Annotated in this window: 12 protein-coding genes; all 12 read left to right on the forward strand. The window is 44.1% G+C overall.

Annotated elements, in window-relative coordinates; all coding sequences use genetic code 11:
- Window positions 1–556: 556 nt before the first annotated feature.
- A complete protein-coding gene (gene thrS, locus ACSAJE_RS12665) occupies window positions 557–2548 on the forward strand; it encodes a threonine--tRNA ligase (RefSeq protein ID WP_458009281.1) in 1992 nt (663 codons plus the stop codon).
- A 69-nt stretch (window positions 2549–2617) separates the two neighbouring features.
- On the forward strand, window positions 2618–3826 hold the full coding sequence (locus tag ACSAJE_RS12670) for a MerR family transcriptional regulator (protein WP_458009282.1): 1209 nt from the start codon (window positions 2618–2620) through the stop codon (window positions 3824–3826).
- A gap of 208 nt (window positions 3827–4034) precedes the next feature.
- Window positions 4035–4922: a glucose-1-phosphate thymidylyltransferase RfbA gene (gene rfbA, locus ACSAJE_RS12675; protein ID WP_458009283.1), complete on the forward strand. Its 888-nt coding sequence runs from the start codon at window positions 4035–4037 to the stop codon at window positions 4920–4922.
- Window positions 4915–5952 (forward strand): dTDP-glucose 4,6-dehydratase, encoded by a 1038-nt coding sequence (gene rfbB, locus ACSAJE_RS12680; RefSeq protein WP_022024919.1) that lies wholly within the window; start codon window positions 4915–4917, stop codon window positions 5950–5952. Before rfbA ends, rfbB begins: the two co-directional genes overlap by 8 nt.
- A gap of 3 nt (window positions 5953–5955) precedes the next feature.
- On the forward strand, window positions 5956–6873 hold the full coding sequence (rfbD, locus tag ACSAJE_RS12685; protein ID WP_458009284.1) for a dTDP-4-dehydrorhamnose reductase: 918 nt from the start codon (window positions 5956–5958) through the stop codon (window positions 6871–6873).
- 174 nt (window positions 6874–7047) lie between these two features.
- On the forward strand, window positions 7048–7662 hold the full coding sequence (rfbC, locus tag ACSAJE_RS12690) for a dTDP-4-dehydrorhamnose 3,5-epimerase (RefSeq protein ID WP_458009285.1): 615 nt from the start codon (window positions 7048–7050) through the stop codon (window positions 7660–7662).
- 832 nt (window positions 7663–8494) lie between these two features.
- Window positions 8495–9817 (forward strand): electron transport complex subunit RsxC, encoded by a 1323-nt coding sequence (gene rsxC / locus ACSAJE_RS12695; RefSeq protein WP_022024417.1) that lies wholly within the window; start codon window positions 8495–8497, stop codon window positions 9815–9817.
- Between the two features lie 70 nt (window positions 9818–9887).
- Window positions 9888–10880: an RnfABCDGE type electron transport complex subunit D gene (locus tag ACSAJE_RS12700; RefSeq protein ID WP_118506869.1), complete on the forward strand. Its 993-nt coding sequence runs from the start codon at window positions 9888–9890 to the stop codon at window positions 10878–10880.
- Window positions 10870–11532, forward strand: a complete 663-nt coding sequence (locus ACSAJE_RS12705) for an RnfABCDGE type electron transport complex subunit G (RefSeq protein WP_444156908.1) — start codon at window positions 10870–10872, stop codon at window positions 11530–11532. The genes ACSAJE_RS12700 and ACSAJE_RS12705 overlap by 11 nt, the downstream gene beginning before the upstream one ends.
- 10 nt (window positions 11533–11542) lie before the next feature.
- The gene (rsxE, locus tag ACSAJE_RS12710) at window positions 11543–12358 is read left to right on the forward strand and encodes an electron transport complex subunit RsxE (protein ID WP_118506871.1); all 816 of its coding nucleotides are present in this window, start codon (window positions 11543–11545) and stop codon (window positions 12356–12358) included.
- A 4-nt stretch (window positions 12359–12362) separates the two neighbouring features.
- Window positions 12363–12938, forward strand: coding sequence for an electron transport complex subunit RsxA (gene rsxA, locus ACSAJE_RS12715; RefSeq protein ID WP_118506872.1), 576 nt, complete (start codon window positions 12363–12365; stop codon window positions 12936–12938).
- A gap of 16 nt (window positions 12939–12954) precedes the next feature.
- Window positions 12955–13776, forward strand: coding sequence for an RnfABCDGE type electron transport complex subunit B (locus ACSAJE_RS12720; RefSeq protein ID WP_444156909.1), 822 nt, complete (start codon window positions 12955–12957; stop codon window positions 13774–13776).
- The last annotated feature ends 612 nt before the right edge of the window (window positions 13777–14388 follow it).

Here is a 14388-nt window from a genome sequence, read left to right on the forward strand (position 1 = left end):
ACGACTATGAGCATAACACAATAATGTGAAAGATTAAATGCCACTTGTGCATAAGAGAATTCCACTGCATAAGGGGAGGGTGGAATTAAACATTTCAATTTTTAGTATAGATACAAATGCAAATAACCTGTTGACAAAGTGAAAAGATAGTATTAAGATTACGAATACGAAGAAGTGAAAACGTTGATGAGACGAGTACATTTCATGCGTGATGACAGAGAGAGATGGGAATCGGCAGTTGCCGAGGCGCTGGAACATCTTATCACAAAGAAATGGAAAACTACCTCGGAGTGACCCCAATCCGGTCCGGCTGACACCGTTATCGTCGAATGAGTTGCAGTGACAGAAGATGCTCACTGAACAAGGGTGGAACCGCGCTGATATTACGTCCCTTCTATAGAGATATAGAAGGGACTTTTTTATTTTATAGGAAATTGCTCGTTCCCTATAAAATAAAAAAGCTCTGCCCTTTCCGAACAATGCTTACAACTTCGCCGTCCGTGTGCTGCCTGACGGTGTAGTTATAATAACACGCAGCACAGAAAAGAGGAAAATCATGAAGATTACATTAAAAGATGGCTCTTTCAAAGAGTATGAGAGTGCAATGGCAGTCATTGATATTGCAAAAGATATTAGTGAAGGTCTGGCACGTGTTGCTTGTGTCGCAGAAGTAGATGGAAAGATCGTTGATCTTCGAACTACCGTAGATAAAGATTGTACCTTGAATATTTTAACCTTCGATTCTGAGGAAGGTAAGAAAGCATACCGCCATACCTGTGCACACGTTATGGCAGAGGCAGTAAAGCACTTGTATCCGGACGCAAAGCTGACGATCGGACCTGCGATCGACAACGGTTTTTATTATGATTTTGATATGCCAAGTCTGACAAGAGAAGACTTAGATTCGATTGAAAAAGAGATGAAGAAGATCATCAAAAAAGGCGATAAGTTGGAGTATTTTACATTGCCTAAGGATGAGGCGATTAAGCTGATGACAGAGCGCGATGAGCCATATAAAGTAGAGATGATCAAAGAGCATGGAGACGATGAGACATTATCCTTCTATCAGCAGGGCGATTTCATTGAGTTCTGTGCCGGACCACACTTGATGAGTACAAAGCAGATCAAGGCATTTAAGCTTACTTCTTCCTCAGGAGCTTATTGGAGAGGCGATGAGAAGAACAAGATGCTGACTCGTGTTTATGGTACAGCATATAACAAAAAAGCAGATCTGGAAGAGTATTTAGAGTATCTTGCAGATGTTAAGAACCGTGACCACAACAAGCTAGGCCGTGAGATGGATCTGTTTACAACGGTTGATGTAATCGGACAGGGTCTTCCATTGTTCATGCCAAAGGGAACAAAAATGATCCAGAAATTACAGCGTTGGATCGAGGATCTGGAGGATAATGAGTGGGGTTATGTTCGTACTCGTACACCACTAATGGCGAAGTCCGATCTGTACAAGATTTCCGATCACTGGGGACATTACAAAGAGGGTATGTTCATTCTCGGTGAGGATGATGAAGATGAGGAAGGCAACAGCATTTCCGGTAATGACATCTTTGCACTCCGTCCAATGACCTGCCCATTCCAGTATTATGTATACAAGGCTCGTCAGAAATCTTACCGTGATCTGCCATACCGCATGGGTGAGACATCTACCCTGTTCCGTAATGAGGATTCCGGAGAGATGCATGGACTTACTCGTGTACGTCAGTTTACGATCTCCGAGGGACATCTGGTATGTATGCCGGAGCAGATCGCAGACGAATTTAAAAATTGTGTAAATCTTGCAAAATATTGCTTGGAGACACTTGGCTTAGAGGAAGATGTAACATATCGTATGTCTAAGTGGGATCCGGAAAATCCGGACAAATATCTTGGTGACGCGGCAGAGTGGGACCGCGTTGAGGGCGCAATGCGTGAGATTTTGGATGACATCGGTCTGGAATATACAGAGGAAGCCGGCGAAGCTGCTTTCTATGGTCCTAAGCTTGATATTCAGGCTAAGAATGTATATGGCAAAGAGGATACGATGATTACGATCCAGCTTGATATGTTCTTGGCTGAGCGTTTTGATATGTATTATATTGATCAGAATGGTGATAAGAAACGTCCATATATCATTCATAGAACCTCTCTTGGATGCTATGAGCGTACCCTTGCATGGCTGATTGAAAAATATGCCGGTAAATTCCCAACATGGCTTTGCCCGGAGCAGGTTCGTGTACTTCCGATTTCTGAGAAATACGCAGACTATGCCGAGAAAGTTTTGGCAGAACTCAAGAAAAACGGTATTGACGCAACGGTGGATAACCGTTCTGAGAAGATCGGTTACAAGATTCGAGAGGCAAGACTGGATAAGCTTCCTTATATGCTCGTTGTTGGTGCAAAAGAAGAGGAAGAGAACAAAGTTTCTGTTCGCAGCCGCTTTGCAGGTGATGAGGGCGTGAAAGATCTGTCCGAATTTATCGATGCAATCTGCAAGGAGATCCGCACAAAAGAGATCCGCAAGGAAGAGCCACAGGATCAGGATAACAAATAATGTGATTGTGGGAACCTGCAGTCAAGCAAAAGTTTTGTGTCGACAGACCGCATAAGCAGGAGTAGAAGCATGGTCAAAAAGAAAGAATCCGGTGGAGTGTATTACTCCTCCGGAGAATTTGCACGAATGGCACAGATCACTGTGCGTACAGTGCGTTATTATGATAAACAGAATATCCTAAAACCGTCCCTTGTCACACAGGCAGGGGCGCGTTTTTATACGGAAGAAGATTTTGCCAGATTGCAGCAGATCATGCTGCTAAAATATCTTGGTTTTTCGTTGGAAGATATTCGTGAGTTGACAGTGAATGACAGCGATTATTCGTATTTGGAACATTCGCTGGAACAGCAGCAAAATCTTGTGCGTGACCGTATTGAGCAGTTGCAGCTTGTGGAGCAGGCGATTGGTGAGACGGTAACGGAGATCAGGCAGCAACAGAATGTAGACTGGAACCGTATGCGGGAATTGATCCATTTGACGGGCATGGAAAACAGTCTCAAGGCGCAGTATCGCAACTCGACCAATATATCGGCAAGGATCCGATTACATCGTCTATTTTCCAGCAATAAGCAGGGGTGGTTTCCTTGGATCTATGAACAATGCCAGATCACAGAAGGCATGAAGATCTTGGAACTGGGCTGCGGCAATGGTCGTCTGTGGATAGAGAATAAAGCCAAGCTTCCTGCAGATTGTGAGATCATTTTATCGGATATTTCAGAGGGAATGATTCGAGATGTCCGTCGTGAACAAAGTCTGCAGGATGACCGATTTTCCTTTGCGGCGTTTGACTGCCATGCGATTCCGTATGAGGATGCATCCTTTGATCTAGTGATTGCAAATCATGTCCTCTTTTATTGCAAAGATGTGGACCGTGTCTGCAGTGAGGTTGGCCGTGTGTTAAAACCGGGTGGACGATTTGTGTGTGGAACGTATGGTGTGGCGCATATGCAGGAAGTGAGCCGGCTTGTTATACAGTTTGACGATCGGATCACGTTGTCCGGCGAGAATTTGTACGAGCACTTTGGCAAAGAAAATGGTGCACAGGCACTTGCACCATATTTTGCGGAGGTGGACTGGCAGCAATACGAGGATGCACTTATCGTGACGCAGGCAGAGCCGTTGATCGAATATGTGTTGTCGTGTCATGGCAATCAGAACCAGTATATTTTGGAGAAATACAACAAATTTCGCAAATATGTCGAGGGACAGATTCGCAATGGATATACGATCACAAAGGATGCCGGGATATTTATCAGTGTAACGGATGCAATTGTTTAGTAAAATGTTACAAAATAGATTGTGAGTTATTGTATACTATTCACAAAAATGAAAAAACTACTTGAAGGTGACGTAACGTCACCTTTTAGTATGCAATTAGACAAAATAAATTGCAGAATAAGAGACAGATGCTGTTAGGATAGAACGTCCAGTTATCCGGAGCATCAGAAACAGTTTTAGTTTTTCATAGGAAAGGAATGGTAACACAATGAAGGGAATAATTCTTGCCGGTGGTTCCGGAACCAGATTGTATCCATTGACGAAAGTAACCAGTAAACAGCTTTTGCCGGTTTATGATAAACCGATGATCTATTATCCATTGTCTGTATTGATGGATGCCAAGATCAAAGATATTTTGATCATTTCCACTCCGGAGGATACACCTCGTTTTGAGGCGTTGTTAGGAGACGGACATCAGTTTGGAGTGCAGTTGAGCTATGCGGTACAGGAGAGCCCGGACGGTCTTGCACAGGCGTTTATTATCGGCGAGGAATTTATCGGCGATGACTGCGTTTGTATGGTGCTTGGTGACAATATTTTTGCCGGACATGGTTTTAAGAAAAGATTGCATGCGGCAGTAGAGAATGCGGAACAGAAGAAAGAAGCTACGGTGTTTGGATATTATGTGGATGATCCGGAACGCTTTGGTATTGTTGAGTTTGATGCGAATGGAAAGGCAGTTTCCATCGAGGAGAAGCCGGAGAAACCAAAGAGTAATTATTGTGTCACCGGACTTTACTTCTATGATAATGATGTTGTGAAACTTGCCAAGAGATTGAAACCATCTGCGAGAAATGAGCTTGAGATTACGGATTTGAATAGAATGTACCTGGAACAGGGAAGACTGAATGTAGAGCTTTTGGGACAGGGCTTTACTTGGCTGGATACCGGTACTCATGAGAGTTTGGTAGATGCAACGAACTTTGTCAAGACGGTTGAAGTGCATCAGCACCGCAAGATTGCCTGCTTGGAAGAGATCGCATACCGCAATGGTTGGATCACCAAAGAAGATGTATTGGAAGTATATGAAGAAGTTAAGAAAAACCAATATGGTAAATATTTGATGGATGTACTGGAGGGAAAATATTATGAGTAAGACAATTATTGTGACAGGTGGAGCAGGATTTATCGGCAGCAACTTTGTATTCCATATGTTGAATACATACCCGGATTACCGCATTGTATGTTTGGACTGCCTGACGTATGCCGGCAATTTATCAACATTAGCACCGGTTATGGATAATCCGAATTTCCGTTTTGTAAAAGAAGATATTACCGATCGTGATGCCGTTTATCAGTTGTTTGAGGAAGAGCATCCGGATATCGTTGTGAATTTTGCAGCAGAAAGCCACGTTGACCGTTCTATCGAGGATCCGGAAGTATTTCTTCGCACGAATATCCTTGGTACGGCGGTACTTATGGATGCATGCCGTAAATATGGCATTGAGCGTTATCATCAGGTATCTACCGATGAAGTGTATGGAGATCTTCCATTGGACCGCCCGGATCTGTTCTTTACCGAGGAAACACCGATCCATACTTCCAGTCCATATTCTTCCAGTAAGGCATCTGCGGATCTGTTAGTATTGGCATATCACCGCACATACGGTTTGCCGGTAACGATCAGCCGCTGCTCTAACAACTATGGACCATACCATTTTCCGGAGAAATTGATCCCGCTGATGATCGCAAATGCGCTGAATGATAAGCCGCTTCCGGTATACGGCAAGGGAGAAAATGTCCGTGACTGGCTGTATGTAGAGGATCATTGCCGTGCTATTGACTTGATCATTCATAAGGGTAGAGTTGGTGAAGTATATAATGTAGGTGGTCACAATGAGATGACCAACATTGATATTGTTAAGATTATTTGTAAAGAACTTGGCAAGCCGGAGAGTTTGATCACATATGTCGCTGACCGTAAGGGCCACGATATGCGTTATGCGATCGATCCAACAAAGATCCACAGTGAGCTTGGATGGCTTCCGGAGACAAAGTTTGCCGATGGTATCAAGAAGACAATCCAGTGGTATTTGGATAACCGTGAGTGGTGGGAGACGATCATTTCGGGAGAGTATCAGAACTATTATGCAAAAATGTATGGAAATCGTTCCGAGGAGAAATAAGAAATGAAAGTATTTGTAACAGGAGTCGGCGGACAGCTTGGCTATGATGTGATGAATGAATTGCACCAAAGAGGAATAGAGAGTATCGGCAGTGATGTTTTGCCGGAGGTGACCTCTATTGATGCACCGTATTATTCACTGGACATTACGGATGGGGCTGCTGTGAGTGCGATGCTGGAGAAATTGAAACCGGATGCGGTGATCCATTGTGCTGCTTGGACTGCGGTAGATGCTGCAGAAGATGAGGATAAGCAGGAGACCGTACGTAAGGTCAACGTAGAGGGAACGAAAAATATTGCTGCTGAGTGTGGAGCGTTAGACATCCCGATGATGTATATCAGTACAGATTATGTGTTTGACGGTCAGGGACAGACACCTTGGAAGCCGGACTGTAAGGAGTATGCACCGCTTAATGTTTATGGTGAAACGAAATTGGCGGGAGAGCTTGCAGTGGCAGAGTTTGCATCTAGATTTTTCATTGTGCGTATCGCCTGGGTATTTGGCTTAAATGGCAATAATTTCATCAAAACCATGTTAAAAGTCGGAAAAACGCATGACACGCTGACGGTTGTAGACGATCAGATCGGAACACCGACTTACACATATGACTTGGCAAGGTTGTTGGTTGATATGATCCAGACGGATAAGTATGGTTATTATCATGCGACCAATGAAGGTGGCTATATCAGTTGGTACGACTTTGCGCGGGAGATCTTTGCACAGGCGGCAGCGCTTGGTCACGAAGAATATGATGCAGCGCATTTGACGGTAAATCCGGTGACAACGGCAGAATATGGAGCGTCGAAAGCAGCAAGACCGTTTAACAGCAGACTGGATAAGAGTAAGCTTACCGAGCAGGGATTTACACCGCTCCCAACTTGGCAGGATGCGCTGACACGGTATTTGCAGGAAGTGCTGTAATTGAATGTATACTGAAATGTTCGTAGGACAGAGAGTTGCTGTGATGTAATGGTGTGTCCGTGGAACAGAAAACTGTTATAATATAAAGGTGTGTCCGTGGGACAGAGAACTGTTAAGATGTAAAGGTGTACCTGGGGATCAGACTACAGGACGGGAAAGGAATATGGGATTCATATGGGACAGATAAAAGTAGAGAAAAATGCAGGTGGTATTGAAGGTTTGTGTGTGATCGAGCCAAAAGTATTTGGTGACAGCCGCGGCTATTTTGTGGAGACCTACAATAAGCAGGATATGGTGGCAAAGGGATTGGATATGGAATTTGTACAGGATAATCAGTCCCAGTCTACCAAAGGAGTGCTTCGTGGTCTGCACTTCCAAAAGCAGTATCCGCAGGGAAAACTTGTGCGGGTCACAAAGGGATGTGTTTTTGATGTAGCAGTTGACTTACGTACCGGCAGCAAGACCTATGGAAAGTGGTTCGGTGTGGAGTTGTCCGAGGACAATTTCAAGCAGTTTTACATTCCGGAAGGATTTGCACATGGATTTTTGGTATTGTCGGATGTAGCAGTCTTTTGCTACAAATGTACGGATTTTTATCATCCGGGAGACGAGGGCGGTCTTGCCTGGAATGACCCGGAGATTGGCGTGGACTGGCCGGAACTGACAGGTGAGTACAAAGGAACTGCCTCAGCGGAAGGATATGCTTTGGCAGACGGTACCCCACTTAACTTGAGTGATAAAGATCAGTTGTGGCATGGTCTGAAAGATACGTTCCACTTTGATATGTAAGGAACCCAAACTTCGCACATGCGAAACTATCATGTCGTCACATATTGCTTATTATGTCAAAGAATACTAAGTATTTTGCAGTCGCCACATAGCGATTTCTGCCGGCAGAGAACTATAGCAATTGCCTTGCCGCATTTTCGTTTTTGGTGATTTCTAAATTTTGTTGTCTCTGATGATAGATTTACATGCCTTACGGAGAACTCGCCGTCCCGGAAGCAAGGTAATCATCATTTTTGAAAGGGACTTTGCGCTCGTCGTTACTTATGTCTCGTATTGCAGAGACATTAGGTAACGTAACGTAGCGCATCGTAGCGAAAGCGTCCCGTCCAAAAATCGATGATACCTTGCTAAACCGGGACAACTCAGACATTCCTTCAGGCATGTATTCATCAGAGACCTAACAAAATAAGAAATCACGCAAAAACTCTGTGTTCTGCGGCAATTATCTTAGTTCGCTGCCGACAGAATAAGTCACCTTGCCGGCTGCAAAATTTTATATTTATTATTTGACATAATAAGCAATATGTGAGCTGACAGCAGTATTGGAAGTGCGAAGTTTGAGTGAAAAATATGGGAATACGAGCCTTGGCGCTGTGTGCAGAGATGTGTGCAGTGCCTTTTTTCTCGAATCTTTGACCACAATATCTATCAACGATGCGCCGCATCGCCAAGGATTGTTTTGATGTGTTCTTGAGGTTAGTCTTGTCTACTATTGATAAAAAATGTCTGATAATATTGACTTTTTTCGTACAAATGCTACAATAAAGGGTGAGTTTTGGCATGATAAGATGTGGAAAAATGCCAAGGTAAATCAACAGAAAGGAGAAACGGAATGAGTATAGCAACATTTCGTGGGGGTGTACACCCTTACGAGGGAAAAGATTTATCCAAGGACTTACCGATCAAAACTGTACAGCCTAAGAAAGAACTGGTATTTCCGATGGGCCAGCACATTGGCGCACCGGCAACGCCAATTGTCGCAAAAGGCGATAAAGTTTTAGTTGGTCAGAAAATTGGAGAGGCAAGCGGATTCATTTCTGCGAATATCTGCAGTTCTGTTTCGGGAACGGTAAAGGCAGTGGAGCCAAGAATGCTCCTCAATGGTTCTCAGGCAACTTGTGTTGTCATCGAAAATGATGGAGAATATGCAGCAATTGAAGGATTGGGAGAGGATCGTGATTACACGAAACTTTCTGCTGATGAGATCCGCGACATTGTGAAGGAAGCTGGTGTAGTCGGCATGGGCGGTGCCGGATTCCCAACCAATGTAAAGTTAGCGCCGAAAGAGCCGGATAAAATTGATTATATTCTGGTCAATGGTGCGGAGTGTGAGCCATATCTGACTTCGGATTACAGACAGATGTTAGAAAGATCAGAAGAGATCGTTGGTGGTTTGAAAGTGATCCTGCATATTTTTGACAAGGCGAAAGGACTCATCTGCATTGAGGACAATAAGCCGGAGGCAATTGCTAAAATGCAGGAGGCTGTCAAAGATGAAGACCGCATTGAAGTGAAGGTGTTAAAGACGAAATATCCGCAGGGCGGTGAGCGTACACTGATTTCTGCTGCAACCGGACGCAAGATCTATTCTGCAAAACTTCCGGCAGATGCAGGATGTATTGTGGATAATGTATCCACGGTAATTGCAATTTATCGTGCGGTGTGCAAACAGACGCCACTGATCACACGTGTTGTAACATTGACAGGTGAGGCATTCAATACTCCGATCAATGTAGATGTGCGTATTGGATGCAGTCATGCAGAACTGGTGGAAGAAGGAGATGGATTCAAGGAAGAGCCTAAGAAGATCATTTCCGGTGGTCCAATGATGGGATTTGCCATGTTTGATCTGAATGTTCCGGTGACTAAGACGTCTTCTTCTATTTTGGCAATGACAAAAGACGAGGTAGCAGAGAATGAACCGACGCCATGTATCCGCTGCGGTCGCTGCGTAGAGGCATGTCCGGGCAATCTGGTACCACAGAAGATGGCAGAAGCCGCTATGAACAAAGACTATGATACTTTTGTAAAGTTAAATGGCATGGAGTGCTACGAATGTGGCAGTTGTACGTATGTATGTCCTGCTAAGCGTCCATTGACACAGAGCTTTAAGCAGGCAAGACAGTATGTCGCAGCACAGAGACGTAAAAAATAATGTATGAGCTCCCGGAATTGCCTTGGGCAGACGTTTCAGGAGTACATACTACAAATAATGGAGGATTAATATGAGCAATTTATTAAACATATCATCATCTCCGCATGTGCGTGACAAGTCGTCTACGAGAAGTATCATGTGGGATGTGATCTTTGCCTTGATACCGACGAGTATATTTGGCATTTACAATTTTGGTATTCGGGCAGCAGTTTTGATCGCTGTCTGTATTGCAACCTGCCTTTTGTCCGAGTACATATGGCAGAAATGTATGAAATTGCCGCTTACCGTTAATGACGGAAGTGCGGTACTTACCGGTTTGCTGTTAGCATTGAACCTGACTCCGACATTCCCAATCTGGATGGCGATCTTAGGAAGTGTTTTTGCAATTATTATTGTAAAGCAGTTGTTTGGTGGTTTGGGTCAGAACTTTATGAACCCTGCGCTTGGTGCAAGATGTTTCCTGATGGTATCTTTTGCAGGACAGATGACAAGTTTTGCACACGATGGAATCACCGGTGCTACACCGCTTGCGATTATTAAAGCAGGCAGCAGATCAGATTCGATTCAGAAGATCTTGGCATCCGGTGATGGCAAGACACAGGAGGCAACTTCCCTCTTAAAGATGTTTATCGGAAGTACCGGAGGTACGATCGGTGAGACTTGTGCGATCGCACTGTTGATCGGAGCTGCGTACTTGTTGATCCGCAAGATCATTTCTTGGAGAATTCCGGTATGTTATATCGCAGTATTTGCAATCTTTATCCTGCTCTTTGGCGGCAGAGGATTTGATCTTACTTATCTTGCAGCAGAGTTGTGCGGTGGTGGATTGCTGTTAGGTGCATTCTTTATGGCAACCGATTATGTAACAAGCCCGATCACACCGAAAGGACAGATCATATTTGGTGTACTGCTTGGTCTTTTGACCGGAGTATTCCGTGTCTTTGGTGCATCCGCAGAAGGTGTATCTTATGCGATCATTATCTGTAACCTGCTTGTTCCATTGATCGAAAGAGTAACGATCCCGGTTCCATTTGGAAAGGAGGGTATCAAGGATGGCAAATAAAGAAAAAGAAGAAGTTAAGAAGAAGAGCACATTGGTGCATGACACCATTTGCTTATTTATGATCACATTGATCTCCGGTCTGCTTCTCGGTGCAGGTTATACGATCACCAAAAAACCGATCGCAGCGCAGGAGGAAAAGAACAAACAGGAAGCATACGAAGCTGTCTATCAGGGAGCATCTTTTGAGGAAGACAGTGCTCTTAACAAGTCATTGGAAAAGTTTAATAAAGACCTTGCGGCAGGCAAGGTAAGTTCGAAGGCTCTCGGTTCCTTATCTGATGTTGAAATTGCGGAAGCATTGAAAGCAAAGGTAGATGGAAAAGATGCCGGTTATGTTGTTTCTTGCAGCGGCAAGGGCTACGGTGGAGCAGTAAGCATTGCACTTGGTATTGACGAAAAGGGCGAGATCAAGGGCATTCAGATCACCGATTGTTCCAATGAGACGCCGGGTCTGGGACAGAAATCTTCGGACAAAGAGTTCAACGGACAGTTTATTGGCACCAATGCATCACAGGATCTGAACGTTGTAAAAGATGGCAGTGGCAGTACCAAAGATGGTACGATCAATGCGATCACCAGTGCAACGATCACCAGTAAGGCAGTTACAAGAGCCATTGATGGTGCATTTCAGTTTATTTCATCATTAGAATAGGAGGGTTCCCATGAATACATGTGTAGAACGATTAAAAAATGGTATCATAACGGAGAATCCTACGTTCGTTATGATGTTGGGTATGTGTCCGACCCTTGCGGTAACAACATCCGCCATTAATGGATTGGGCATGGGACTTACGACAACAGCAGTGCTTGTGTTATCCAATGTATTTATCTCACTGCTTCGTAAAGTGATTCCGGATAAAGTGCGTATTCCGGCATTCATCGTTATTGTTGCATCTTTTGTAACATTGATCCAGTTGTTATTACAGGCGTACATCCCATCTTTGAACAAGTCCTTGGGTGTGTACATTCCGCTTATCGTAGTAAACTGTATTATCTTAGGTCGTGCTGAGGCATATGCGTCTAAGAACAAAGTGATTCCATCTTTGTTCGATGGACTTGGAATGGGTCTTGGATTTACATTCGGACTTACTTGTATCGGTATTTGCCGTGAGATCTTAGGATCTGGTGCAATCTTTGGAAAGACATTTATTCCGGACGATTATCACATTACGTTTTTCGTATTGGCGCCGGGTGCATTCCTTGTATTAGCATTTTTGACAGCAATTCAGAACAAATTGAAGCTGCCATCAGCGACAAATGTAGAGAATGATTCAGACATTGCCTGTGGTGGTAATTGTGCATCCTGTGTAGGCTGTGCAAGTGTTGCCAATAAAGGCATTTTAGAAGCAGAGCGTGTTGCGGCTAAGGCAGCGAAAGCGCAGGCAGCCAAGGAAGCTGCTGCCAAAGCGAAAGCAGCCAAAGAGGCCAAAGCAAAGGAAGCTGCTGCAGCGGAAAAATCCGAAGGAAAGGAGGACTAATTAGATGGGAGAATTATTTGTTATTGTTATTTCATCCATGTTAGTCAGTAACGTGGTATTAAGCCAGTTCCTTGGAATCTGTCCTTTCCTGGGCGTTTCCAAAAAAGTTGAAACAGCAGCCGGAATGGGAGCTGCAGTAACGTTCGTTATTACGATCGCATGTATTATCACTTACCCGGTTCAAAAATGTATTTTAGAGCCGCTTGGTTTGGAATATTTACAGACGATTGCATTTATTTTGATCATTGCAGCATTAGTACAGTTTGTAGAGATGGCACTCAAAAAGTTTATGCCGGCATTGTATGAAGCACTCGGTGTATATTTGCCGTTGATCACAACGAACTGTGCCGTACTCGGTGTTGCTATCAAAAATATTTCCAATGGATATGGATTTATCGAGAGTGTTGTTTGTGGTTTCTGCACGGCATTTGGTTTCCTGATCTCTATCGTGATCATGGCAGGCATCCGTGAGAGAATTGAACACAATGATGTTCCAAATGCATTTAAGGGAACACCGATCGTGTTAGTAACAGCAAGTTTGATGGCAATTGCATTCTGCGGCTTCGCAGGATTGGTGTAGAAAGGGGGACGAATATATGATACAGAGTGTGGTATTAGCATCTGCAGCAGCAGGCGTCCTCACAGCAGCAGCCGTGATCGGTATTACCGGTCTGTTGATAGCCGTACTTCTTGGTGTGGCAGCCAATGTATTTGAGGTACCGGTCGATGAAAAGGCAATTGCGATCCGTGATGTTCTTCCGGGAGCTAACTGTGGTGGTTGTGGTTATGCCGGTTGTGATGCGATGGCAGCAGCGATTGCTGCAGGGGAAGCACCGGTTAATGGCTGTCCGGTAGGTGGACCGGCTGTCGCTGATAAGATTGGTGAGATCATGGGAGTATCTGCCGGTGAAGACGTAAAGAAAGTTGCGTTTGTAAAGTGTGCAGGTACTTGTGATAAGGCAAGTGTCAAAGCAAACTATTATGGAATTTCTGACTGCAGAAGTGCTGCAGCAATTCCGGGTCGCAGCGATAAAGCATGTGCATACGGCTGCATGGGATTTGGTTCTTGTGTTGCAGCGTGTGGCTTCGATGCGATTCATATTGAGCATGGCGTTGCAGTTGTGGATAAAGAAAAGTGCGTTGCTTGTGGCAAATGTGCTGAGGAATGTCCAAATCATTTGATCGAACTGATTCCATACGATGCTACGAAAGTGGTATCCTGTTCCAATCAGGATAAAGGACCAAAAGTGATGGCAGTTTGTGAAGTGGGCTGTATCGGCTGTGGTCTTTGTGCAAAACAATGTGAAGCGGAAGCAATTACCGTTGAGAATAACATTGCACATATTGACCAGTCTAAATGTACGGGCTGCGGTAAATGTGCTGAAAAATGTCCAAAGAAGATTATCTTGGCACATTAGTTCGGCTTATCAATATTTTCGAGTATTAAGACCTCCGGGGACTCCCGGGGGTCTTTTCTCATTTATCAGTCAGCTCAAACTTCACACTTCCAATGCTGCTGTCTGGTCACATATTGCTTATTATGTCATAAAAATAATAGCTATTTTGCAGCCAACAAGCTGACTTGTTCTGCCGGCAGCGAACTAAGATAATTGCCGCAGAACGCAGAGTTTTTGTGTGATTTCTTATTTTGTTAAGTCTCTGATGAATACATGCCCGAAGGATTGTCTGAGATGTCCCGGTTTAGCAAGGTATCATCCATTTTTGGACGGGACGCTTTCGCTACGATGCGCTACGTTACGTTACTTAATGTCTCTGGAATACGAGACATAAGTAACGACGAGCGCAAAGTCCCTTTCAAAAATGATGAATACCTTGCTTCCGGGACTTCGAGTTTCCGAAGGGCATGTAAATCAATCATCAGAGATAACAAAATCTAGAAATCACCTAAAACGTAATTGCGGCAAGGCAATTACTATAGTTCTCTGCCGGCAGAAATTGCTATGTTGTGGCTGCAAAACACAATATAATCATAGACATAATAAGCACACTGTGCTTATCTTGGGAGTTTC

The sequence above is a fragment of the Jutongia sp. SJQ-6 genome (assembly GCF_054161275.1).

Coding starts and splice junctions, on each gene's coding strand:
- ACSAJE_RS12670 (WP_458009282.1), top strand. CDS start 2,618: ATGGTCAAAAAGAAAGAATCCGGTGGAGTGTATTACTCCTCCGGAGAA.
- ACSAJE_RS12700 (WP_118506869.1), top strand. CDS start 9,888: ATGAGCAATTTATTAAACATATCATCATCTCCGCATGTGCGTGACAAG.
- ACSAJE_RS12705 (WP_444156908.1), top strand. CDS start 10,870: ATGGCAAATAAAGAAAAAGAAGAAGTTAAGAAGAAGAGCACATTGGTG.
- rsxA (WP_118506872.1), top strand. CDS start 12,363: ATGGGAGAATTATTTGTTATTGTTATTTCATCCATGTTAGTCAGTAAC.
- rfbC (WP_458009285.1), top strand. CDS start 7,048: ATGGGACAGATAAAAGTAGAGAAAAATGCAGGTGGTATTGAAGGTTTG.
- thrS (WP_458009281.1), top strand. CDS start 557: ATGAAGATTACATTAAAAGATGGCTCTTTCAAAGAGTATGAGAGTGCA.
- ACSAJE_RS12720 (WP_444156909.1), top strand. CDS start 12,955: ATGATACAGAGTGTGGTATTAGCATCTGCAGCAGCAGGCGTCCTCACA.
- rfbA (WP_458009283.1), top strand. CDS start 4,035: ATGAAGGGAATAATTCTTGCCGGTGGTTCCGGAACCAGATTGTATCCA.
- rsxE (WP_118506871.1), top strand. CDS start 11,543: ATGAATACATGTGTAGAACGATTAAAAAATGGTATCATAACGGAGAAT.
- rfbB (WP_022024919.1), top strand. CDS start 4,915: ATGAGTAAGACAATTATTGTGACAGGTGGAGCAGGATTTATCGGCAGC.
- rfbD (WP_458009284.1), top strand. CDS start 5,956: ATGAAAGTATTTGTAACAGGAGTCGGCGGACAGCTTGGCTATGATGTG.
- rsxC (WP_022024417.1), top strand. CDS start 8,495: ATGAGTATAGCAACATTTCGTGGGGGTGTACACCCTTACGAGGGAAAA.